This window comes from Burkholderia sp. PAMC 28687 (assembly GCF_001577465.1).
Classification (GTDB): Bacteria; Pseudomonadota; Gammaproteobacteria; order Burkholderiales; family Burkholderiaceae; genus Caballeronia.
In genome coordinates this window covers 58,537-79,082 of record NZ_CP014506.1, presented here as the reverse complement: position 1 = coordinate 79,082, position 20,546 = coordinate 58,537, and the positions used below count along the sequence as shown (strand labels likewise).

Sequence of the window (20,546 nt, the reverse complement as noted above, 5' to 3'; positions counted from 1 at the left end):
CGGTACGATGAACATCGCCGGCGGTATAACGTGTACGCTACAATCGCCGCATGGCTAAAAAATCCCCTCCTGCTCCCGCCGTCAAGGACGTTCGCGCTGTTGCGGACGTCCCGAAGCTTACCGGCGCCGACGAGTATCACTTCTCCGAGCAGATCGGCCACCTGCTGCGGCGCGCGTATCAGCGCCACGTCGCGATCTTCCAGGCGGCAATTCCCGATTCGGACCTGACGGCCGCGCAATTCGTGACGTTGTGCGCGGTGAAGGAGCAGCAGTCGTGCTCGCTCAACGACATCGTGAAAGCGACGGCTATCGACCAGGCTACCATCCGTGGCGTGGTCGAGCGGCTCAAGGCGCGTTCGCTGATTGTTGTTTCCCCCGATCCGCTCGATGGACGCAAGCTTCTTGTTCGCACTACGCCCGAAGGCCTTGCGCTGATTGATCAGAGCATTCCGTTTGCCAAGCAGGTCAGCGAGCAGACGTTCGGCGGATTGAACCCCGCCGAACGTGTCGCGATCGTCTATTTGTTGCGGGCGATGACGCGGGCGGAAGAAAATTAAAGCACCAGCGTCAAAGATGCTTGCAACGCAGCCCGAACCACATCGGCCGTGAAGGGCGCTTCCCGGAACCTGACGCCGGTGGCATCGAAAAGCGCATTGGCAATAGCCGCCGCCCCGGGCAACGAAGCCGACTCGCCCGACCCCAGCGGCGGTTCCCCTTGCCGTTCCATTTGCACCACATCGATCAACGGTAATTCCGGGAAGGTCAGGATTGGATAACTGCCCCATTCGCGACTCGCGACGAGACCATCGGTGAAGCGAACACGCTCCTTCAATACACGGCTGATCGTCTGAATCACATTGCCGTGGATCTGATGACGCACGCCGTCGGGATTGACCACCGTGCCGGTATCCTGACCAACGGTCACGCGCTTCAGACGAATTTCGCCGGTCACACGATCCACCTCCAGATCGACGATCCAGGCCGACCATGCCGCCCCAAACCCTGGAAAGCGGCTATGAACATAACGCGCATACGCCACGCCATGTCCTTGCAGGACGCGCGCGTTCGCATCGTCAGGTTTTACGCGACGTTGCCAGCCCGCACGCGCGGCCACTGCTTCCAGCAACTCCCTCGCGCGTTCGTCCTGCATATGCCGCAGCCGGAATTCGAGCGGATCGGCGCCGGTCTCGACGGCGAGTTCATCGATGAACACATCATGCGCAAACGAGTTCGGCAACGCCGATACCCCCCGGAACCACGACGCCCTGATGAGTGGCGCCATGTCGTTGCACACAAACCGCCGATGCTCGAACGTGTACGGCGAAACCGCCGTGCGATCGCCCATTTCGAAGACTCGCGGCTCGGCCGGCAACGCGCCCGTGAGCAGCAATGCAAGGAGCGGCGCATCGTTCGATGGATACCGCGACGCGAACTCATACGCGAGCGTCTCGCCGCTGTCCGAGACAGTGCCCGTCACGTCCACCACCTGTGCGGTTCCCTTGGGCTCCCACTGATGTTCATCGGCACGTGACAACTGCACGCGCACCGGGCGGCGCATCGCACGCGAAAGCAACAGGGCGTCGCCGGCCACGTCATCGGCGCAGTTGCGGCCGTAGCATCCGGAGGCTTCCATGCGCACGATATCGATGTCACCTTCCGCGCGTTCCACGAGTCGCGACAGGTCGAAGCGCAAGCTTTGCGGGTTCTGCGTTCCTGACCACACGGTGATGTGGTCATCGCAGTAATCGGCGAGGGCGCAGGACGGTCCTATCGATGCATGCATCTGGTAGGGCCATACATAAGTGCGTGTCAGGGTCGTGGTATTGGGCTTGCCCTGAACGGATGCCACATCGCCTTCTTCGAGCAGCAAGCGCCGCTTTGCAGGCGCGTTCGATATGGCCTTCGCGGGGTCATCGAGAGACGGCAGCGTTGGCATCGGCCGCCATCTGACGCGCAGCGCGCGGGCGGCGCGAATGGCCTGTTCCTCGCGCTCGGCGACCACGCCAACGAAGTCGCCGATCACCACAACGCCGCGCACGCCGGGCATGGCTTCCACGGACGGCCGGTCCACATCGATCAGCATCTTGCCGATGAACTCGCCGCAATCATGTCCCGCATACGGCGGCCGCACCACACGCCCGTGCAGCATGCCGGGCACGCGCATATCGTGCACGAACGTGAGCGCGCCCGTTGCTTTCGCGGGCAGATCGACGCGCGGCGTCGAGCGTCCGACAATGCGGTATGTCGACGGATCTTTCACCGCAGTGGTGTTATCGAGCACGAGCATCAGGCGCTGCCCTCGAAGCAATGCGCCGAACGTGAGGCGGGTGTCATCGGGTGCGATGACGCAGCCATTGTCGGTACGCAGAAGCGCGGCATCCGCGGCGTCCATTCCCCACGCGCGCGCCGCCAATCCGATCAACGCAAGCCGCGCTTGCGCCGCCGCAAACCGCAGCGGCACGGCCGAGATCTGGATCGTCGCGCTCGCGATCGTCGGCCCCTGGTTCGGCACTTGCGCCGAATCGCCCAGGATCATCTGCACGCGCGTGGCGGGCACGTCCAGCTCTTCCGCCACGATCTGCCCGAGCGACGTCCGGATGCCCGTTCCCAGATCCACATGACCGTTGAAGGCGAAAATGCGTTCGTCGTCGAGCACGGCGACGAAGATTTCCGGCGTGTCCTGAACGTACGAAGACCCGCTGCCCGGTTGCCCGGGCGCGGGTTTCACCGGCGCGGCCGGCTGCCTGACGACATTCAGGCAGCCGTTGCGCGCGAGCAGTTCACCTCGGGTAGGCGTTCCTGCAATTGGCATGACGCGTTTTCCAGAAAATGCGGTTATCGATTGACAATACTCTTGGGCATCGCCAGCGCCAAGAGACATCCTGCCAGCATGCAAATGCCGAACGTGATCAAACCGGCGCTCATGCTGTGCGTCGCGTCTTTCATCCAGCCGAGCACGTAGGTGCTCGCAAAACCGCCGAGGTTCGCAATCGAACATGCGAACGCGATGCCCGCCGCCGCAGCGGTGCCGCGCAGGAACGTGGACGGCAGGGCCCATACCACTGGCATGGCCGCGGCGACGCCAGCGTTCGCAATCGACAGCAGGATCACGGTGATCGCCGTGTTGCCGCTGAAGAATGTGCTCGCGATCAAACCAAACGCCGTGCACGCAAACGGCACGACGATATGCCAGCGACGTTCGCGATACTTGTCCGAACTTGCACCGGTCACGAGCATCATGATGACGGCGAGCGCATTCGGAATCGCGGTCAGCATGCCGATTTCCAGCGCGCTCTCGACGCCCGAATCGCGAATGATGCTGGGCATCCAGAAGCTGATGGCATAGGTCCCGAGCAACACGCACAGATCGATGAGACCCAGCGCCCATACCTTTGGGTCCGTGAACGCGTCCCGCAGCCGATGCCCCTTGCCCGCATGCGATTCCTGCGCGAGATCGTGCTTCAGGCGGCGGCGTTCATCGTGATCGAGAAACTTGGCGGACTCCACGGTATTGGGCAGATAAAAAAACACCAGCACCCCCAGCACGATGGACGGCAAAGCTTCCAGGCCGAACAGCCACTGCCAGCCTTGCCAGCCATGCATGCCGTCGAAAAAGGTCAGGATCCATCCTGACAACGGGCCGCCAACCAGGCTCGACAACGGCAGCCCCATCATGAAGAGCGCGATGATCTTGCTGCGCCGTGCATCGGGGAACCAGTTCGTCAGATACAGCAGCACGCCCGGCAGGAAACCCGCTTCAGCCACGCCCAGCATGAAACGCAGTACGTAGAACTGGCCGGGCGTCTTCACGAACACGGTGAGGCCGGAGAGGATGCCCCACGTCACCATGATCCGCGCAATCCAGAGCTTCGCGCCGACCTTTTGCAGGATCAGGTTGCTCGGCACTTCGAACAGGATATAGCCGACAAAAAAGAGGCCGGCGCCGAGTCCGTAGACGGTATCGCTGAAATTGAGTGCATCTAGCATCTGCAGCTTTGCGAGGCCGACGTTCACGCGGTCCAGGTACGCCGAGAAATAGCAGAGGCAGAAGAACGGGATGAGCCGCCAGGTGAGCTTCTTGTAAAGCATGCGTTCTGCCTGGGCGTCGGTGTGCAGCGAGCCGCGCGCAGTGTCCGTGATCGGGGTCGACATGAGGTGTCTCCTGGGAAGCCTGCTTTAATGAGGTGCTGTGAATGAGGTGCTGTTAAAAAGGTGCGATCGCGGGTGCGGCATGGGCGTCTCAGCGTCTACAAAGTTACGTAACCAAAATCCGAAAAGCAATATTTTTATAACAAAATATCGTTATAAATCAACGGGTTAAGTGTATTGCTTCAGACGTGCCGAAGCGTCCCGCAGGCTGTACCCGGGGGACGTTTCAAGGTGAAATCAAGTTGATTCAGGCGGGCTTTCGCGTGCCTTCTCTAGCGGTTTTCGATGCTTGCAAATGCTTCGTCAAGCGTCATCACGGCGGCGTATTTCTGCTGCATATCGAAAAGGTTTGCATCGTGCGGACCGATCGCGCGATCACCGACGCAATCCGAAATGACCAGCGGGCGGAAGCCGTGCGACATGGCATCGACCACACTGGCGCGCACGCATCCGCTCGTCACCGCACCCGCCACGATCAGCGTCTGGACCGCGCGTTGCGATAACCACGGCGCGAGTTGCGTGCCGAAGAACGCGGACGGCACGGTCTTGCGCACGACCAGTTCGCCGGCGGCGGGCGTGAGTTCCGGCACGATTGCGCTGTTCGGGTGGTCTTCGGTCAGCGTCGCCATGCCCGGGACTTTCAGGGAGAAGACGTTGTCGTCGCTGCCATCGGCGGCATAGACGATCCGGCTATGCGCAACCGGCCATTTATTGCGCCGCGCTGCCGCAAGCAAGTGCGTGGTGCGTTCAATGGCCGGTGCAATGTTGCCGCCGCCGAAAGTCTTCGGGTCCGCGAAACCGACCACGAAGTCCACGATCAACAAGCCGATATTGCCTTTCACTGGCAATGGCGTGCCGAATCCCTGCTGCTTGTAGACGCCGGATTCCGCATGGCTCTGGATGTCGCTCATTCAATTGCTCCGATTCGAGATTGTGTTATCGGTCCATCACCACGCCGTCGCGAACCACGGCTTCGCCGTCGAGCATCACATCGCAATGACGCAGCGGAATGTCGATGTGACACGTCGTGGTGCGCTTGCCGCCGGCTTCGTTGTTCGGTCCAAGAGAAAACAGGAAATTGCCTTCGAACGCACGCGCATCCATGCCGATGGTCGCCTCGCGGTCATAGAGCCCCAACGTGGACCAGCGAGCGCGTGGCTGCAAACCCCAGCCAATATGCGAGATCGCATATCCTTCGGGATCGTTGAACGAAGCCATGTAGTCGCTGAGCAGGGCAGCGTCCACGCCACCATCGATGCGCGTTGCGTAACCATTCACAACAGTCAGCGTGATCGGATCGCTCACGTAGCGTTTTTGCGGCAGCAGGATGTCGCCGCGATCGATCACGATCTGCCCGCTTGCCTGGCCTTCGTTCGGGAATGTGAGCACGAAACCGCTTGGCCAGTGGTCCCAGCGGCCGGGTTCATCGACGAAACCGTATTCGGAGATTGCCGGGAATTCGCCCAGCGGACACACCAGTTCCGTACCCGCTTTCGACTTCACCCGCATTTCCTTCGATACCGTGATCCGCGCAGCCGCAGCGCGCACGCGCGTTCGATCGGCCTCGGTCGGAATCATGCGTACGAGTACTTCAGGCGGTTCGACGGCGAGCAGGATCTTCGTGCCGGTCTTGAGGATCTCGTGCTGCTCCGGCGAGAACAGCAGCGTCATCAGGTCGAGCACGAGATCACTCTCCTTCAGCGCCGCAATGGCCGCGTGATTGCCGGTCAGCGGCGTGGTGCCGAGGTATGCGAGCGAATCGCGGCTCAGCGCCTTCTCGCCGTTCACCGGCAGCAGGTCGAGCCGGTTGACGATCGCGCCCATCGACTGCGTGGCGATCAACGCGCTCGACAACGTCTGCGGATGCGTGGACGCGCTCGTGAGGACGGTGACGGTCTGGCCGGCCTGCAGCTTCGATAACGTCAGCACCTCTTTCCACGCGGCAATCATTTCGTAATCGCTGATAGGCATGACAGTTCCTTTTTGGGTGATCTATGCGAGCTTTGCGCCGAGGAAATCGCCGAATGCTTCGTAGAAGCCGGCTTCGTTGTCCCACGGAATCATGTGGCCGGCATCCGGCACGCGCGCGTGCAGCAAACCCGGCGCGAGCGCCTGCATTTCCTTCACGTCCTCGTCGAGCACCACGTCGCCGCGTGCGGCCGTGATCAGCAGCGACGGCACGCGCAGGAGCGGCAGGTCTGCATGGATGTCGTCGGTATGGAACCCTTCGAACGACGCAAGCATCGCGCGTTCGTCGCAGGTATGGAGCCATTGCGCGCGCACGCGGCGTTGTTCTTCGGTCCACGTCGGGCAGAAGGCGAGCATGCCTTCCGCGTCGATGCCCTTGACCGCGAGGCGGATGGAATCGACGTACCACGGCAGTTTCGCCGGATACGCGCGGCGGCCGGGACCGGACACGGGCGGATCGACGAGAACCGTGCGCGTCAGGCCTTCTGGTGCGCTGCGAGCGGCGCGGATTGCGATGCGGGCGCCCATCGAATGGCCAACGAGCGCATAGTGTTCAAGGCCGAGCGCCTGAGCGAGCGCGACGACATCGGCGGCTTGCGCGTCGAGACTGTAGTCGAGCGTAGCCGTGGCCTCCGACAAACCCCGGCCGCGGACGTCGAGCACGTAGGTATCGAACTGGCGGCCGAGCACTTCGCCGACGAAACCCCACGTCACCGCCGGGCTGGTGATGCCGGGGATCAGGATCACGGCAGGGCGGCCGGCGCGCACGCCGTCTGCACCGCCATAGCGCAGGAAATGCTGACGAATGCCGTTGGCATTGACGTTCGCGCCGTAAAGCAAAGTTGAGTCCATCGCGGAGTCCTTGGATGAGTCGAGAGCTTGCATCGGAAGGTTCGACAGGGCGATCAATATGCGCCCGACAGCAGCGCGCCCGCGCCCGGCACGATGCGCTCGAGATCGAGTTCGCGCAGCATGGCGTAGGTCGTCGCGATCGCGGCGGTGATGACCGGCTTGCCTGTCATGGCTTCGACTTGCGGCACCGCGGCAAGCGACGGCATTTGCACACACGCCGACAGTACGATTGCATCGACGTCCTTGTAGTTCAGCGTCTTCACGATTTCCGGCAAGAGGCGCGGGTCGTGACGGCCAACGTCCAGATTGTCGGGAATTTCGAGCGCACGGTAATCGACGACTTCAAACCCTTCCGAGCGGATGTAATCCACCACGAGCTCGGTCAGCGGCTTCATGTAAGGCGCAACCACCACAATACGCTTCGCCTTGATGACCTTCAGCGCGTCGACCAGCGCACCCGCGCTCGTGATGACCGGCGCGGAACCGCCGTTTTCGACCGTACGTTCGTGCAGCCGCTTTTGAGAGACGCGGTGATAACCATGGCCCATCGCCATGATTGCAACGAGGCATGCATATCCCAGCACGTCGACGCGTGCGTCGCTGAGTTCGAGCGCGCAGCGGTCCGATTCCGCATCCATGGCCGCAAGCTCCTCCTTCACCACTTTCTTCATGCGCATGCGGCTCGAATGGAAAGTGAAGCGCTCCGGGCGGATGGTCTGCCGCGCGAGCAGCATGGCTGGAATCTCGGTTTCCATTGTTGTATTCGAACTCGGCACGATCTGGCCGATGCGGAAGTTTTTGGTCATCTGTTCGACTCCGTAATTCGTGGGCCGCACGGGGCAGCTTGTCTGGTTCAGGAAAGTCTAGTGTACACGTTGGAATATAACAAGATTCCACAAATAAATTTTAATGGTGCAGCCATGCTTCAGCTTGGTGAAAACCCTTATAAATCGCACCGATAAAGGGCTTTCCCGCACCTGTGGAGATCAACTGCAAATTTTCTTTACCCAAAATAATTCAATGTGTACACTCGATATCAGTTCACACACAGGCTCGGTTGAACGACTTTCGTCCGAGCGCCAGACATGGAGAGATCATCATGAGCACACCCCGTATCGCGATTGTTGGCGCGGGCCTTGGAGGAACGGCGGCAGCCGCGTTGATGCAGCGCGCCGGTTATTCAGTGCGTCTGTATGAGCAGGCGCCGGCGTTCTCGCGTCTTGGCGCAGGCATCCACCTGGGGCCGAACGTGATGAAGATCATGCGTCGCATCGGTTGCGAAGATGCGTTGAATGTCATGGGATCGCATCCGGACTTCTGGTACAGCCGCGACTGGAAAAGCGGCGAGGCGATTGCGCAGATTCCGCTCGGCGATTTCGCTGTCAACGAATATGGCGCGACCTACCTGACGGTGCATCGCGGTGACTTTCACGCGCTGATGACGCAAGCCGTTGCGCCGGGCACCATCGAATTCAACAAGTGCCTGACCAATATTGAAGAAACCGATAAGGACGTGCGCCTGACGTTCGCCGACGGCAGCGTGGAAACGGCCGACATCGTGATCGGTGCGGATGGCGTGAACTCGAAACTGCGCGATCACCTGCTTGGCGCCGAGCCGCCGCGTTATACGGGTTATGTGGCGCATCGCGCGGTGTTTCCGGCGTCGCTGCTCGGCACCGATCCGTTCGACCTGTGCGTCAAGTGGTGGTCGGAAGATCGCCATATGATGGTGTATTACGTCACGTCCAAGCGCGATGAAATCTATTACGTGACTGGCGTTCCGCAAGCAGAGTGGCCGGCGGGACAATCGGTTGCGCCGAGCAGCCGCGACGAGATGCGCGAAGTTTTCGCGGGTTACCATCCGTCGGTGCAAAAGCTGATCGATGCCACGCCGGAAGTCACGAAGTGGCCGCTGCTGGAACGCGACCCGCTGCCGTTGTGGAGCCGCGGCCGGCTGGTCCTGCTCGGTGACGCCTGCCATCCAATGAAACCGCACATGGCGCAGGGCGCGGCCATGGCTATCGAAGATGCGGCCATGCTGACGCGGTGCCTGGACGAGATCGGCGTGAACGATTACACGAATGCGTTCGCGCTGTATGAAGCGAATCGCGCGGAACGTGCTTCGAAGGTGCAGCTTGTGTCACACAACAACACGTGGCTGCGCACGAACGAAGATCCGGCGTGGGTGTTTGCCTACGACGTGTTCAACGAGCCGTTGAAGACGCCCGTGGCGAAGCAGGCTTCGACGGCTGCAGCCTGATACTGATAAACGTCAAACATGAGCGTGTCCGCATCTGCATCATCGGCCTCCGAATCCATGACGCTCAGTGTCAATGGTTCATCGCGTACGCTCGAAGGCGTGACGCGTGACACGCCCTTGCTTTATGTCTTGCGCAACGACTTCGAGCTGAACGGTCCGAAGTATGGCTGCGGCCTGGGGCAGTGCGGCGCATGCACGGTGCTGCTCGACGGCGGTGCGGCGCGTTCGTGCGTGGTGCCGGTCGCGGCGGCTATCGGACGGGAAACGGTCACGCTCGAGGGGCTCGGCACGCTGGATGCGTTGCATCCGATCCAGCGCGCTTTTATCGATGAACAAGCGGCGCAATGCGGCTATTGTCTCAACGGCATGATCATGAGCACGAAGGCGCTGCTCGATCGCGATCCCGAACCCGATGACGCCGCGATTCGTGACGCGTTGCGCTTCAACCTGTGCCGCTGCGGTACGCATATCGAGATCATGAAGGCCGTGCATCGCGCGGTCGAGTATTTGAAACGCGAAGAAGGGCGCTGATCCAATGACGCGTGTAACGGACCTCTTGTAATGGACCTCATGCACGAACGGGATTCCGGCCGACCCGTGCTGCTGCCCGAGTCGATGCTCTATGCATGCGTGCTGGTGGACATCGACCCGGCGTTGCTGCAGCGTGCTGCTGCGCTGCAAATGAAAAGCGTGCGCTGGGTTCACGCGGGGAACGTGGCTGCGTTTGTTGCGGCCCGTCTTGAACTTGCGTGCGATGCCGCGCGGCGCGTGGTTGATAATACGGGCGCCGATGCGTCGCTGCCCGTGCCGCACTCCGGCCTGCAGCAGGAAGCGCATTATGTCTGGCCGCTTTCTCCGGACACGTTCACGCCATGCGAGGCGATCGCACGCTTTGACGGCGACTTCATCTCCCTATGGACGAGCACCCCACCAAGTGCAGATCTGCTCGCAAAGCTCGTCAGCGCGACGGGGTTTTCCGCTGAGCGCTTCGAGTTCCATCCGCTCCATACAGCGACCGATTCAACGCTCGCCGCAATCGCCGCTGTGGTGCTGATTAAAGAACTCGGCGGCGCGGTGTGTGTCGGCGGATATATGTCGGCGTCGCTCGTGCGCGAGGCGACATTTTCCGTCGCGGCTTCATTGGACAGCGAAGGTGCGCTGCTCGATTGGCAATACATTGCGCGAACGCCCGGTGTTTCCGGTGACGAAGCCGCTGCACGAGATCCAGGCCCGTATGTGTCACGCCGTTCGAAATTACTGATCGACGATCCCGCCAAACTCATTCCTGACGCGGCGCATGCCTTTGCGCGTGAATCGTTCATCGATGAAATCGCGCGTGAGAACAACCGCGATCCCGTGTCGTTCCGGCTCGATCACCTTGATCCGGTGGAATACGACGGCGCACGCGAGCTGATCAATACAGTCGCGGAACGTGCGGCGTGGGGTGGCGAGCCGAAGTATTCGACTAGTGGAATAGCGCACGGCCGCGGTTTCGCTTTCGATGAACACAAGAGCAACGCGTTAACGCCAGCGTATTCGGCGTGGATTGTCGATCTTGATGTCAATCGCGCGACCGGCGACGTAGCGGTCAAGCGCGTGGTGGCGGGGCGTGCGAGCGGTCGCAGACGCTTGGGCCGCATGAGCGGCGTTCCGGCGGGGCTGATTGCGGCGGCGGCATCGCGTGCGCTCGGTCTGCAGCTCACCGCGCGGCCATCGCACGACGAAACGCCCGGCGCTCAGGCCGTGTCGCATGAACTGGCGGTGGCCGCCGCCGCGGAAGTGCCTGCCGGGATTGCCATCGAAAGCATCGATGCATCGCCGGCCGCTGCGGCTATCGCCAATGCGCTCTTCGATGCAACCGGCGTACGCTTTCGCGCGCCGCCCTTCACGCCGGAACGCGTGCGTGCGGCGCTGGATGGATCGGAAGCGTCAATGGTCGGCGCACCGGTTGGCGTACCAAAGCGCGGCAAACGCTCGCTGAAGGCGTTGCTTGCGGCCGGCAGCCTTGGCGGCGTGATCGGCCTCGCATGCACGCTATGGCCGTTACGGGCGTCGATAGAACCCATCGCGCGCCCGTTGGCCTCCACCTGGTCCGAGGCCACCATCGCGCGTGGCCGCCAGATTGCCGAGTTCGGTGACTGCGCCGTCTGCCACACCGCGCCCGGCGGCGCCGTCAACGCGGGTGGCCTAGGGCTTGAAACGCCATTCGGCATGGTCTACACGACCAACCTCACGCCTGACCCGAAGACGGGCATCGGCAACTGGTCCTTCGCTGCGTTCGACCGCGCAATGCGCCAGGGCATTTCGCGGGATGGCCACCATCTCTACCCCGCGTTTCCGTACACCGCCTTCACGAAGATGAGCGAAGCCGACATGACCGCGCTGTACGCGTATCTCATGTCGCAGCCGGCCGTCGAAAATGCGCCGCCGCAAACGCGCTTGCCATTCCCGCTGAACCAGCGCGCGCTGGTCGCGGGCTGGAATGCGTTGTACCTGAAGCAGGGTGAATTCAAGCCGGACCCCACGCGTTCGGCGCAATGGAACCGCGGGCAATATCTCGTCGATGGCGCCGGCCACTGCAGCGCATGCCATTCGCCGCGCAACGCACTCGGCGCGGAAAAAGGCGGACGCTTGTACATGACGGGCGGCAGCGCGGAGGGCTGGGTTGCGCCGTCGCTGGTCGGCAACTCGAAAGCGCCCGTCAAGTGGACCGAACAGGCGCTCTACGATTACCTGAAGACCGGTTTCTCGCACGAGCACGGCGTCGCCGCCGGACCGATGGCGCCGGTCGTCGCGAGTTTGTCGACACTGCCCGAAGCCGACGTCCGTGCGATGGCGCATTACGTCGCGTCGTTATCGGCTACGGCGGAAGTCGCGAAACCGGTGGCAGTCGCGCAAGCCAAACCGGACGCCATCACCCTGCAAGCTCTCGACAGCGGCCGCCGTATTTTCGATGGCGCGTGCGCCGTGTGCCACGCGGCGACCGGGGGTGTCGGCAACTTCGGTGTGCGACCGTTGCTGGCGCTCAATACAAGTGTGAGCGAAGCTACGCCCGACAACTTGCTGAAGGTCATTCAGAACGGCATCGACGCCCCCGCCACCGATGCGCTCGGCTACATGCCCGGCTTCAGGGACTCCTTCGATGACCGCCAGATGGCCGACCTGGTGACGTATATCCGCGCCACTTTCGCGCCGAACGAAGCGCCGTGGAAGGAGCTGGCGCAGGCGTCGGCGCGAGTCCGGAAACATGCGCATTGACCCTCCGACGCGTTCCTCCGATACCTCGCAACCTCCCTCGCCCCAATATGAAGTATCGGAGCAGATCGGGCATCTGCTGCGCAAGGCTTATCAGCGGCATCTGTTCATCTTCGGGCGAAGTATCGACGACCCGCAACTGACCGCCGTGCAGTTTGCCGTGTTGAGCGCGAGCCGTAAGCTCGGGCCATCGTCCATGAGCGACCTTGGCAAGGCGACCGCAATCGATGCGGCCACGGTACGCGGCATTATCGAACGTTTGAGGGCGCGCGATCTGATCGAGTTGCGCACCAATCGCGATGACCGGCGCAAGGTCATCGTGCAATTGACGCAGGCGGGCGAAGAACTGGTCGAGGGCGTAACGCCGGTTGCGCGGCGCATCAGTGAGCTGACCATGAGCGATCTCAACGACGCCGAACGCGTGGCCGTCCTGTATCTGCTGCGCAAACTGAGCGCGGTCGAGAGCGACTGATATCGCTGCAAGATTCATAAAACCACTGCGGGCAAAGCCAGTGCTTCTTATAATTGCATCCTGTCCGCATGACAGGCAGAGGTGGCTCGCGGCATTGCACCAATAGCGGGACCTTCGCACCGCAAAAGAGATTGTGGTGTGTACGCTGGGTTTTAAAGGTGCAATGCGGTGCGGTGCCTTGCTTGCATGTCAGCGAACCGTCAGGCTTAAGGTCCTTCTGCATAGCGACAAAAGGCCAAAATACCTAGTACAAGTCACTAGCTGAAAAACAGGCATACTCATTGCATAGAAGACTAGAATTAGAGTGTGTACATGAGTTGATGAGTTGATCCAGCGCTGCGCAGGACAGGCGCCGTCTTCCTGATGAAAACCAAGCGATAGAGGCGTCGATGTTGTCGAACCTGGCTGTGCAACTCATCAACGGACTAGCGGATGCATGCGCCATGTTTCTGGTCGCGTCCGGTTTGTCGTTGATCTTCGGCGTGACGCGTATCGTCAATTTCGCGCATGGCTCGTTCTATATGCTCGGCGTCTACGTGGCCTACAGCATTGCGAGCCGCTTCGGTTCAACGGTCGCGGGCTTCTGGCTTTCGATGCTCGCCGCGGCTGTCGTCGTCGCCGTAATCGGCGCGCTCGTGGAGATGATCGTGCTCAGGCGCATTTATCAGGCGCCCGAGTTGTTCCACTTGCTTGCCACGTTCGCGCTGGTGCTGATCTTCCGCGATGCCGCGCTTTACATCTGGGGACCCGAAGACCTGTTCGGCCCGCGCGCACCGTTGCTTGGCGGTGCAGTCAGTCTGCTCGGCCACTCGCTGCCGACGTATGACATCGCGCTGATCGTGATCGGTCCTATCGTGCTCGCGGTGCTGTGGTTCGGCCTGACGCGCACGCGTCTCGGCACGCTCGTGCGCGCGGCAACGAGCGACCGCGAGATGCTCGGCGCGCTCGGCATCAATCAGGCTTGGCTTTTCACGGGCGTGTTTTTTATCGGTGCGTTTCTCGCGGGACTTGGTGGCGCGCTGCAAGTGCCGCGCATGTCGGCGAATCTTTCGCTGGATCTCGATACCATCGGCAATGCATTCGTGGTCGTGGTGGTGGGCGGCATGGGATCGATTCCCGGCGCCTTCGTGGCCGCGCTGCTGATCGCCGAGATCAAGGCGCTGTGTATCGGCATTGGCGATGTAACCATTGGCGGCGTGGTCTTTTCGCTTAGCAAATTCACGCTCGTGGCGGAGTTCGTAGTGATGGCGATCGTGCTGGTCGTGCGGCCCTGGGGACTGCTTGGTCGCGCGCAAACGGCCGTTCGCACGATGGCGTTCGCCGAAACGCCACTGCGCCGCGCCGATTCGCGGCTCAAGATATTCGCCGGTATCGTCCTCGCGGTGCTGTTGCTCGCGCCGTTGTTGTCGGGCGTATTCCCGTACATGCCCGTGCTGCTGGTCGAGATCCTGATCGCCGTCTTGTTTGCAACGAGCCTGCATTTCATCATGGGACCGGGCGGCATGCACTCGTTCGGGCATGCTGCGTATTTCGGACTTGGTGCGTATGGCGCAGCGCTGTTCCTGAAAGTCCTCAACTTGCCGATGGAAGCCGCCATTGTTCTCGGCCCCGTGCTTGCGGGCCTGGGCGCACTCGTGTTCGGATGGTTTTGCGTGCGTCTGTCGGGCGTCTATCTCGCCATGCTGACGCTCGCTTTTGCGCAGATCGTGTGGTCGGTCGTGTACCAGTGGGATGCGGTGACGGGCGGCAGCAACGGTATTCTCAACCTGTGGCCATCGGCGTGGCTGAGTTCGCCGATTGCGTATTACTACCTGACATTGTCCTTTGCAGTCATCGGCGTGTGGATGCTCAGGCGCATGCTGTTCTCGCCGCTCGGCTATGCAATGCGTGCTTCGCGTGATTCGGTATTGCGCGCTGAAGCCATTGGTATCGATGTCAAGCGGATTCAATGGGTCGCTTTCATAATCTCATCGCTGTTTTGCGGGCTTGCCGGATCGTTGTACGCGTTCTCCAAGGGTTCCATCTCGCCGGAAGTGATCAGCGTGGGGCGCTCGGTCGATGGCCTTGTGATGGTCCTGCTCGGCGGCATACAGACGCTGGCCGGACCCATCGTTGGCGCAGCGGTGTTCACGTGGCTGCAGGATACCGTCGCGCGGCAGACCGACTACTGGCAAGCGTTGCTCGGCGGCGCGATCCTGGTGCTCGTGATCGCATTTCCGCAGGGTATCGTGGGCTTCGTGCAGCACAAGCTCGACTCACGCCGCAATGCCGATCACGGCGCCGCGCCGCAACCTGCCAAGGAGGCGCTATGACGTTGCTGCGGGTATCGAATCTGGCGAGATCGTTCGGTGGCCTCAAGGCGGTCGACGACGTCTCCTTCGACCTCGAAGCCGGACAACTGCTTGCGCTGATCGGCCCGAACGGTGCGGGCAAGTCGACGTGCTTCAACATGCTCAACGGCCAGTTGAAGCCAAGCTCGGGTTCGATCCTTTTCGATGGCCACGAGATCGCCGGCAAACGTCCACGCGATATCTGGCGCCTTGGCGTTGGCCGGACTTTTCAGATCGCGGCCACGTTCAACTCGATGACCGTCATCGAAAACGTCCAGATGGCGCTGGTCTCGCGCGATCACGAACTGTTCAACTGGTGGAAGCCTGCACCATCGCTACACGCCGACGAAGCCCTCGCGCTGCTCGAACAAGTCGGCATGGCGGCGCACGCAAAGCGCGCATGCGGCGTGCTCGCTTACGGCGATGTCAAGCGCGTCGAGCTCGCCATCGCACTTGCCAACAAGCCGAAATTGCTGCTGATGGACGAACCGACCGCAGGCATGGCGCCCAAGGAGCGCAACGACCTCATGGCGCTCACGAAGCAACTCGTGATCGACCACAAGCTCGGCGTGCTTTTCACCGAGCACAGCATGGACGTGGTGTTCGCTTACGCCGACAAACTCATCGTGCTCGCACGCGGCAAGCTGATCGGCGAGGGGGATGCCGAGACCGTGCGCAACGATCCGCGTGTGCGCGAGGTGTACTTCGGCACGGGAAAATCGTTCATGCCGCGCGCATCGCTTGCCGAAGACGGAGTTGCTCGATGACGGCCATGCTGAAGGTCTCGGGCCTGAACGCCTTCTACGGCCGCGCGCAGATCCTCTACGACGTCGGTCTCGAAGTCGGCCGCGGCGAAGTGGTTGCGTTGATGGGCCGCAACGGCGCCGGCAAATCGACCACGATGAAAGCCCTCATGGGCATGCTTCCCGCGCGGCGCGGCGCGATCGACTTTTGCGGCCAGGACATCTCCACGATGCCGCCATATCGCATCGCGCGTCTTGGCATGGGTTTCGTGCCGGAAGACCGCCGCGTGTTCGGCGATTTATCGGTGATGGAAAATCTCGATACCGGGCGTCAGCCGCCCCGCGAAAACGCACCGCGCTGGACGCCCGAAAAACTCTTCAAGCTGTTCCCGAATCTCGGCGAAATGCCGAACCGCCCCGGCAGCCAGATGAGCGGCGGCGAGCAGCAGATGTTGACGGTATCGCGTACGCTGATGGGCAACCCGTATCTCGTCCTGCTCGATGAACCTTCGGAAGGCGTGGCGCCGATCATCGTCGAGCAGATGGCGAACATGATTCTGGAGTTGAAGCGCGAAGGGCTTTCCATTCTTCTTTCCGAGCAGAACATGCACTTTGCCGAACTCGTCAGTGACCGCGCCTATGTGCTCGAAAAAGGCCAGATCCGGTTCAGCGGCACCATAGACGAACTCGCACGCGACGAAGCCGTGCGGCGGGCTTACTTGAGCGTATGACGCGTGAACGTATGAAGCGGTTTTTAATCAGCACCCATCTGGAGAGAACAACTATGACCACGCGTGTTGGATCGTTGCTGCGCCTGACCGTCCTGATGGTTACGCCGCTAGCCGCCGCCCTGGCGTCGACCGGCGCGGCTGCTGCCGACACCATCAAGATTGGCGAAATCAACAGCTACAAAGCGCAGCCGGCGTTCCTCGGGCCGTACAAGAACGGCTGGAACATGGCGCTGGATGAAGTCAACGCGGCAGGGGGTATCGACGGCAAGAAGCTCGAGGTCATCTCCCGCGACGACAACGGCAATCCGGGCGACACGGTTCGCGTCGCGCAGGAGCTCGTGACGGGCGAGCAGGTCTCGCTGCTGTTTGGCGGTTTCCTCTCGAACACGGGTCTGGCGCTCGCCGACTATGCGAAGCAGCGCAAGATTTTCTTCCTCGCCGCTGAACCGCTGACCGACAAGATCGTCTGGCAGGACGGCAACAAATACACGTACCGGCTGCGTCCATCGACTTATATGCAGGTCGCCATGCTCGTGCCCGAAGCCGCCAAGCTGCACAAGAAACGCTGGGCGGTCGTGTATCCGAACTACGAGTACGGACAGTCTGCGGTGGCCACGTTCAAGCGTTTGCTGAAGGCCGCGCAACCGGATGTGGAGTTTGTCGCCGATCAAGCCGCGCCGCTCGGCAAGCTCGACGCAGGCGCCGTGACGCAAGCCCTCGCCGATGCCAAACCCGACGCCATCTTCAACGTCGAGTTCGGCGCGGATCTCGGCAAGTTCGTGCGTGAAGGCAATACACGTGGTTTGTTCAAGGGCGTCTCGGTGGTGTCGCTGCTGACCGGCGAACCTGAATATATCGATCCGCTGGGCGCCGAGGCGCCGGTTGGCTGGATCGTGACGGGCTACCCGTGGTATTCCATCGATACCCCCGCGAACAAGAAGTTCGTCGCGGCGTACCAGGCGAAATATCACGACTATCCGCGGGTCGGATCGGTGGTCGGATACTCGGCGCTGATGTCCATTGCCGATGGCTTGAAGAAAGCCAGGTCGACCGACTCCGAGAAGCTGGCGCAGGCGTTCAAGGGCTTGTCCGTCGATACACCTTTTGGCCCGATCTCGTATCGCGCGCAGGACAACCAGTCGACCATGGGCGCGTACGTTGGCACGACGGCGCTCAAGGACGGCAAGGGCGTGATGACGTCGTACCGGTATATCGATGGCGCGAGCGTCCAGCCATCGGATGCCGAAGTGGCGAAGATGCGGCCGGCGGATTGAGCTTTGGAGCTGTTGTCGTTTAAAAAGAAGCCGCGCCCGGGAACGAGCGCGGCTTTTTAGCTGGGCCTGACAGGAACCGAAACTTTCAGCCTTCGGAAGAAACGCGGCGCAAATTCTCCGTTGTCTGTGCCGCCGGCGGCGTTGCCTCGGCGGGCTTGCGCCTGGCGGGCGGCTTAGACTTGATGCTGGCCCCATGCACGAACAACACGACCAGCAGTGCAGCCATCGCCCACACAGACACGACCCACATCAACGTGCTCATTTCATCCCCGAACCGATTGGTATCTTTACGTTGCCGCAACGACTGGCATGGATGAATTGTGAGGCTCCCGCCGGCAAAGCAATTCCCCGATAAGCGCGGCATTCTACGGCTATTTCACTGAAGAATGACAGCTACGAATTGGAGGATGGCTGCGTAAAATTACCGCACGTTAAAACGGCTCACCGAAAACGCCGAGAGATCGACATCGCTTCGTCCCGTGAGGGTCCGCTGCGCAAGCGCCTCGCCGATACCCGCCGAGTGCTTGAAGCCGTGCCCTGAGCACGCGGAAACCACGGTCACATTGGCGAGCATGGGGTGGTCGTCGATGATGAAACCATAGTCGGGCGTGACCGTGTAGGTACAAACGGCGGCTTTGACCAGCTCCGGCGTCACGCCCGCAAAATTCTCCGAGACGTGGGACCGGACCATTTGCGCAACCTCCGCGTCCGAGACATTGCGATCGAGTGTATCGATGGAATCCAAACCTACGTACTGCTCCGTTGCGATCTTCATGCTTCCTTCGCCGGGAACGGGCGGAAAGCCGTAGCAAATATCCGTTTCCAGTGGACCGTGCGAAAGGATGAAGGTCGGTGACATTTCTGGAAATATCGATGGTTCTTCGAGCCTGAACCAGAACAGTGTTTGCCTGCAGACCTTCAGCAACGCGCCGAACGGTTCGCCCAGCAAATTTGCCGACCACATTCCGGCGCATACAATGACCTTGTTGGCCGCGAGCGTCCGATCGCCGGCTCTGACGCGCACCACGCCGTCGTCAGATTCAATCGATGAAACCGTCGTGCCGGTGATCACCGTAGCGCCTAGTTTGCGTGCAGCATTCAGTTGCGCCGCAATGCAACGCTCCGGGCGAACATAACCGCCTTCGGGTTCGAAGTAACCGGTTGCGTCGTCGCGAACCGGTCCGAACTGGGGAAACCGGGCGCGGATTTGCGAGGCGTTCAGGATCTCGTGCGCAATGCCGCAACGGCGCGCAAGTTCAATGGTGTGTCCCGTGAAATCTTCCGCGCCATGGTGACGTGCGGGCGCTTCGCTCGACGTCATCACAAGCACGCCGCATTGCTCGAAGAGCGCTTCGCCGCTGTCTGCTTCGAGCTCGCGCCAGATCGCGTGCGAGCGGTGCACAAACGGAATGTAAGCGGCGCCTTCGCCAACCGCCAGGCGGGTAATGCGTGTGTCGCCGTGACTCGAGCCTTGATCGTGCGGCGGCGCGAACCGGTCGATGCCGACAACGTTGGCGCCCGCCTTGGCGAGTTGGTAAAGCGTTGCGGCGCCCATGGCGCCCAGTCCTACAACCACGACATCGCACCGCAGTTCCTGCTGCATTCGGTTCATAGCACCGCCTGTCATGATGGCTTCGTGTCCTCTTTTGCCGGATCGATGGCGGGCGCAAAGCGGCCTTGCTCCGCGATCAGTTGATCGTCCGTGGTTGCAACGAGCCAGAGCCGCGCGTGCTCCGCGAGATGCCGGTTGTGATCCTTCAGCGGTCCCATTGCGCTCGCAGCTTTCCAGACGACCGGGCCGACACGGCTGCTCCTGCCTGACGGCGCGCCGACCAGCAGAGCGTACGGTCCAAGCGGGAGGGAAACGAACGGTTGCGCCGGCCTGGCACGCACTCGCCAGTCGATGAACGGCGTCTCGCTGATCAGGAGCGGTGCGGGCAAGCCGTAGAGCACGCTGAAATCGTACAGCGCGAGTTGCGCACGCATGCCGGCGTAGCTACGACGAATGTCTTCGACAACGGCTGCGCGGATCTCGTCGTCGAACATCGCTTCTTCCGCGTACCGGGCGAGCGCTTCGTGAGCTTCCCGTTGATACGCGCTGAAGACGCCAAGCTCCACGCAGTCCTGCACCGCCCGCTGAACGTCGGCGACAGAACCGGCGTCCGCCGGTGTGCCCAGTTGCGCCGCTCGCAAAAAGCGGGCAAGTCCCGCTTCCTGGATCACCGGGCCGTCCGCGGCGGCGTTGTCCGGAGCGTCTTTGTCGAGTGGGACGTAGATGTATTTCTCGGCGGCAAAATGCGATTTCTTGCCTTCATCGAACTTGATGGCGCCGTCGGTGCAATCGAGATAGCGAGTCCCGATTCGACCATGCTCCCAGACCCAATTCTTCAGGAACGGACGCAGCGGGTGCAGTCTTTCGTGATCGGTCATTGAACCCTCCAGATGCGCCAGTATAGTTCGGGCTCGCCATGGTTCGTTCGTTGTTCATCCGCTATACGTTCGCTAATGGTTC

The 20,546-nt window shown here is 61.5% G+C and carries 18 protein-coding genes; 9 read left to right on the top strand and 9 right to left on the bottom strand.

The annotated features are described in order from the left end of the window. The first annotated feature begins 50 nt into the window (after positions 1-50). Entirely contained in the window at positions 51-557 is a 507-nt protein-coding gene (locus AX768_RS15645) for a MarR family winged helix-turn-helix transcriptional regulator (RefSeq protein WP_082778895.1), read from the top strand. Here the strand turns inward: AX768_RS15645 and AX768_RS15640 are convergent. The 6 genes from AX768_RS15640 to AX768_RS15615 all read right to left on the bottom strand — a co-directional run bounded on the left by AX768_RS15640 (position 554) and on the right by AX768_RS15615 (position 7,775). Then, the gene (locus AX768_RS15640; RefSeq protein WP_062001077.1) at positions 554-2,812 is read right to left on the bottom strand and encodes a xanthine dehydrogenase family protein molybdopterin-binding subunit; all 2,259 of its coding nucleotides are present in this window, start codon (positions 2,810-2,812) and stop codon (positions 554-556) included. The two genes, AX768_RS15645 and AX768_RS15640, sit on opposite strands and share 4 nt — an antisense overlap. Before the next feature lie 23 nt (positions 2,813-2,835). Next, positions 2,836-4,089: an MFS transporter gene (locus tag AX768_RS15635; protein WP_442857264.1), complete on the bottom strand. Its 1,254-nt coding sequence runs from the start codon at positions 4,087-4,089 to the stop codon at positions 2,836-2,838. A gap of 332 nt (positions 4,090-4,421) precedes the next feature. Next, positions 4,422-5,060 carry an N-carbamoylsarcosine amidohydrolase gene (locus AX768_RS15630; protein WP_062001075.1) on the bottom strand — a complete coding sequence of 213 codons (639 nt, stop codon included), beginning with the start codon at positions 5,058-5,060 and terminating at the stop codon, positions 4,422-4,424. A gap of 25 nt (positions 5,061-5,085) precedes the next feature. Beyond that, on the bottom strand, positions 5,086-6,120 hold the full coding sequence (locus AX768_RS15625; protein WP_062001074.1) for a hypothetical protein: 1,035 nt from the start codon (positions 6,118-6,120) through the stop codon (positions 5,086-5,088). A gap of 21 nt (positions 6,121-6,141) precedes the next feature. Continuing rightward, positions 6,142-6,969, bottom strand: a complete 828-nt coding sequence (locus AX768_RS15620) for an alpha/beta fold hydrolase (protein ID WP_062002250.1) — start codon at positions 6,967-6,969, stop codon at positions 6,142-6,144. A gap of 53 nt (positions 6,970-7,022) precedes the next feature. Beyond that, positions 7,023-7,775 carry a maleate cis-trans isomerase family protein gene (locus AX768_RS15615; RefSeq protein ID WP_062001073.1) on the bottom strand — a complete coding sequence of 251 codons (753 nt, stop codon included), beginning with the start codon at positions 7,773-7,775 and terminating at the stop codon, positions 7,023-7,025. Between the two features lie 293 nt (positions 7,776-8,068). On the opposite strand from AX768_RS15615, the gene AX768_RS15610 reads away from it, so the two are divergent. From AX768_RS15610 to AX768_RS15575, 8 genes are all read left to right on the top strand, one after another. Continuing rightward, a complete protein-coding gene (locus AX768_RS15610) occupies positions 8,069-9,229 on the top strand; it encodes an FAD-dependent monooxygenase (protein ID WP_062001072.1) in 1,161 nt (386 codons plus the stop codon). A gap of 57 nt (positions 9,230-9,286) precedes the next feature. Then, a complete protein-coding gene (locus AX768_RS15605) occupies positions 9,287-9,760 on the top strand; it encodes a (2Fe-2S)-binding protein (RefSeq protein WP_062002249.1) in 474 nt (157 codons plus the stop codon). 30 nt (positions 9,761-9,790) lie between these two features. Continuing rightward, on the top strand, positions 9,791-12,487 hold the full coding sequence (locus AX768_RS15600) for a cytochrome c (RefSeq protein WP_231941479.1): 2,697 nt from the start codon (positions 9,791-9,793) through the stop codon (positions 12,485-12,487). Further along, on the top strand, positions 12,477-12,956 hold the full coding sequence (locus AX768_RS15595; RefSeq protein ID WP_062001071.1) for a MarR family winged helix-turn-helix transcriptional regulator: 480 nt from the start codon (positions 12,477-12,479) through the stop codon (positions 12,954-12,956). Before AX768_RS15600 ends, AX768_RS15595 begins: the two co-directional genes overlap by 11 nt. Positions 12,957-13,345: 389 nt before the next feature. Continuing rightward, positions 13,346-15,268 carry an ABC transporter permease gene (locus AX768_RS15590; RefSeq protein ID WP_062001070.1) on the top strand — a complete coding sequence of 641 codons (1,923 nt, stop codon included), beginning with the start codon at positions 13,346-13,348 and terminating at the stop codon, positions 15,266-15,268. After that, entirely contained in the window at positions 15,265-16,053 is a 789-nt protein-coding gene (locus AX768_RS15585; protein WP_062001069.1) for an ABC transporter ATP-binding protein, read from the top strand. Before AX768_RS15590 ends, AX768_RS15585 begins: the two co-directional genes overlap by 4 nt. After that, positions 16,050-16,760, top strand: coding sequence for an ABC transporter ATP-binding protein (locus tag AX768_RS15580; RefSeq protein ID WP_062001068.1), 711 nt, complete (start codon positions 16,050-16,052; stop codon positions 16,758-16,760). Before AX768_RS15585 ends, AX768_RS15580 begins: the two co-directional genes overlap by 4 nt. Before the next feature lie 53 nt (positions 16,761-16,813). Then, positions 16,814-18,034: an ABC transporter substrate-binding protein gene (locus tag AX768_RS15575; protein WP_062001067.1), complete on the top strand. Its 1,221-nt coding sequence runs from the start codon at positions 16,814-16,816 to the stop codon at positions 18,032-18,034. 85 nt (positions 18,035-18,119) lie between these two features. Here AX768_RS15575 and AX768_RS32810 read toward each other — a convergent pair whose 3' ends face one another. From AX768_RS32810 to AX768_RS15565, 3 genes are all read right to left on the bottom strand, one after another. Further along, positions 18,120-18,296, bottom strand: coding sequence for a hypothetical protein (locus tag AX768_RS32810; protein ID WP_155524263.1), 177 nt, complete (start codon positions 18,294-18,296; stop codon positions 18,120-18,122). Positions 18,297-18,455: 159 nt separating this feature from the next. After that, a complete protein-coding gene (gene solA, locus AX768_RS15570; protein WP_231941478.1) occupies positions 18,456-19,646 on the bottom strand; it encodes an N-methyl-L-tryptophan oxidase in 1,191 nt (396 codons plus the stop codon). Between the two features lie 11 nt (positions 19,647-19,657). Further along, the gene (locus AX768_RS15565; RefSeq protein ID WP_062001066.1) at positions 19,658-20,464 is read right to left on the bottom strand and encodes a hypothetical protein; all 807 of its coding nucleotides are present in this window, start codon (positions 20,462-20,464) and stop codon (positions 19,658-19,660) included. Positions 20,465-20,546 lie beyond the last annotated feature (82 nt).

Excerpts from the sequence above, each read along its gene's own strand:
- AX768_RS15645 (WP_082778895.1), top strand. The coding sequence starts at position 51 with ATGGCTAAAAAATCCCCTCCTGCTCCCGCCGTCAAGGACGTTCGCGCT.
- AX768_RS15640 (WP_062001077.1), bottom strand. The coding sequence starts at position 2,812 with ATGCCAATTGCAGGAACGCCTACCCGAGGTGAACTGCTCGCGCGCAAC.
- AX768_RS15635 (WP_442857264.1), bottom strand. The coding sequence starts at position 4,089 with ATGCTTTACAAGAAGCTCACCTGGCGGCTCATCCCGTTCTTCTGCCTC.
- AX768_RS15630 (WP_062001075.1), bottom strand. The coding sequence starts at position 5,060 with ATGAGCGACATCCAGAGCCATGCGGAATCCGGCGTCTACAAGCAGCAG.
- AX768_RS15625 (WP_062001074.1), bottom strand. The coding sequence starts at position 6,120 with ATGCCTATCAGCGATTACGAAATGATTGCCGCGTGGAAAGAGGTGCTG.
- AX768_RS15620 (WP_062002250.1), bottom strand. The coding sequence starts at position 6,969 with ATGGACTCAACTTTGCTTTACGGCGCGAACGTCAATGCCAACGGCATT.
- AX768_RS15615 (WP_062001073.1), bottom strand. The coding sequence starts at position 7,775 with ATGACCAAAAACTTCCGCATCGGCCAGATCGTGCCGAGTTCGAATACA.
- AX768_RS15610 (WP_062001072.1), top strand. The coding sequence starts at position 8,069 with ATGAGCACACCCCGTATCGCGATTGTTGGCGCGGGCCTTGGAGGAACG.
- AX768_RS15605 (WP_062002249.1), top strand. The coding sequence starts at position 9,287 with ATGACGCTCAGTGTCAATGGTTCATCGCGTACGCTCGAAGGCGTGACG.
- AX768_RS15600 (WP_231941479.1), top strand. The coding sequence starts at position 9,791 with ATGGACCTCATGCACGAACGGGATTCCGGCCGACCCGTGCTGCTGCCC.
- AX768_RS15595 (WP_062001071.1), top strand. The coding sequence starts at position 12,477 with ATGCGCATTGACCCTCCGACGCGTTCCTCCGATACCTCGCAACCTCCC.
- AX768_RS15590 (WP_062001070.1), top strand. The coding sequence starts at position 13,346 with ATGTTGTCGAACCTGGCTGTGCAACTCATCAACGGACTAGCGGATGCA.
- AX768_RS15585 (WP_062001069.1), top strand. The coding sequence starts at position 15,265 with ATGACGTTGCTGCGGGTATCGAATCTGGCGAGATCGTTCGGTGGCCTC.
- AX768_RS15580 (WP_062001068.1), top strand. The coding sequence starts at position 16,050 with ATGACGGCCATGCTGAAGGTCTCGGGCCTGAACGCCTTCTACGGCCGC.
- AX768_RS15575 (WP_062001067.1), top strand. The coding sequence starts at position 16,814 with ATGACCACGCGTGTTGGATCGTTGCTGCGCCTGACCGTCCTGATGGTT.
- AX768_RS32810 (WP_155524263.1), bottom strand. The coding sequence starts at position 18,296 with ATGAGCACGTTGATGTGGGTCGTGTCTGTGTGGGCGATGGCTGCACTG.
- solA (WP_231941478.1), bottom strand. The coding sequence starts at position 19,646 with ATGAACCGAATGCAGCAGGAACTGCGGTGCGATGTCGTGGTTGTAGGA.
- AX768_RS15565 (WP_062001066.1), bottom strand. The coding sequence starts at position 20,464 with ATGACCGATCACGAAAGACTGCACCCGCTGCGTCCGTTCCTGAAGAAT.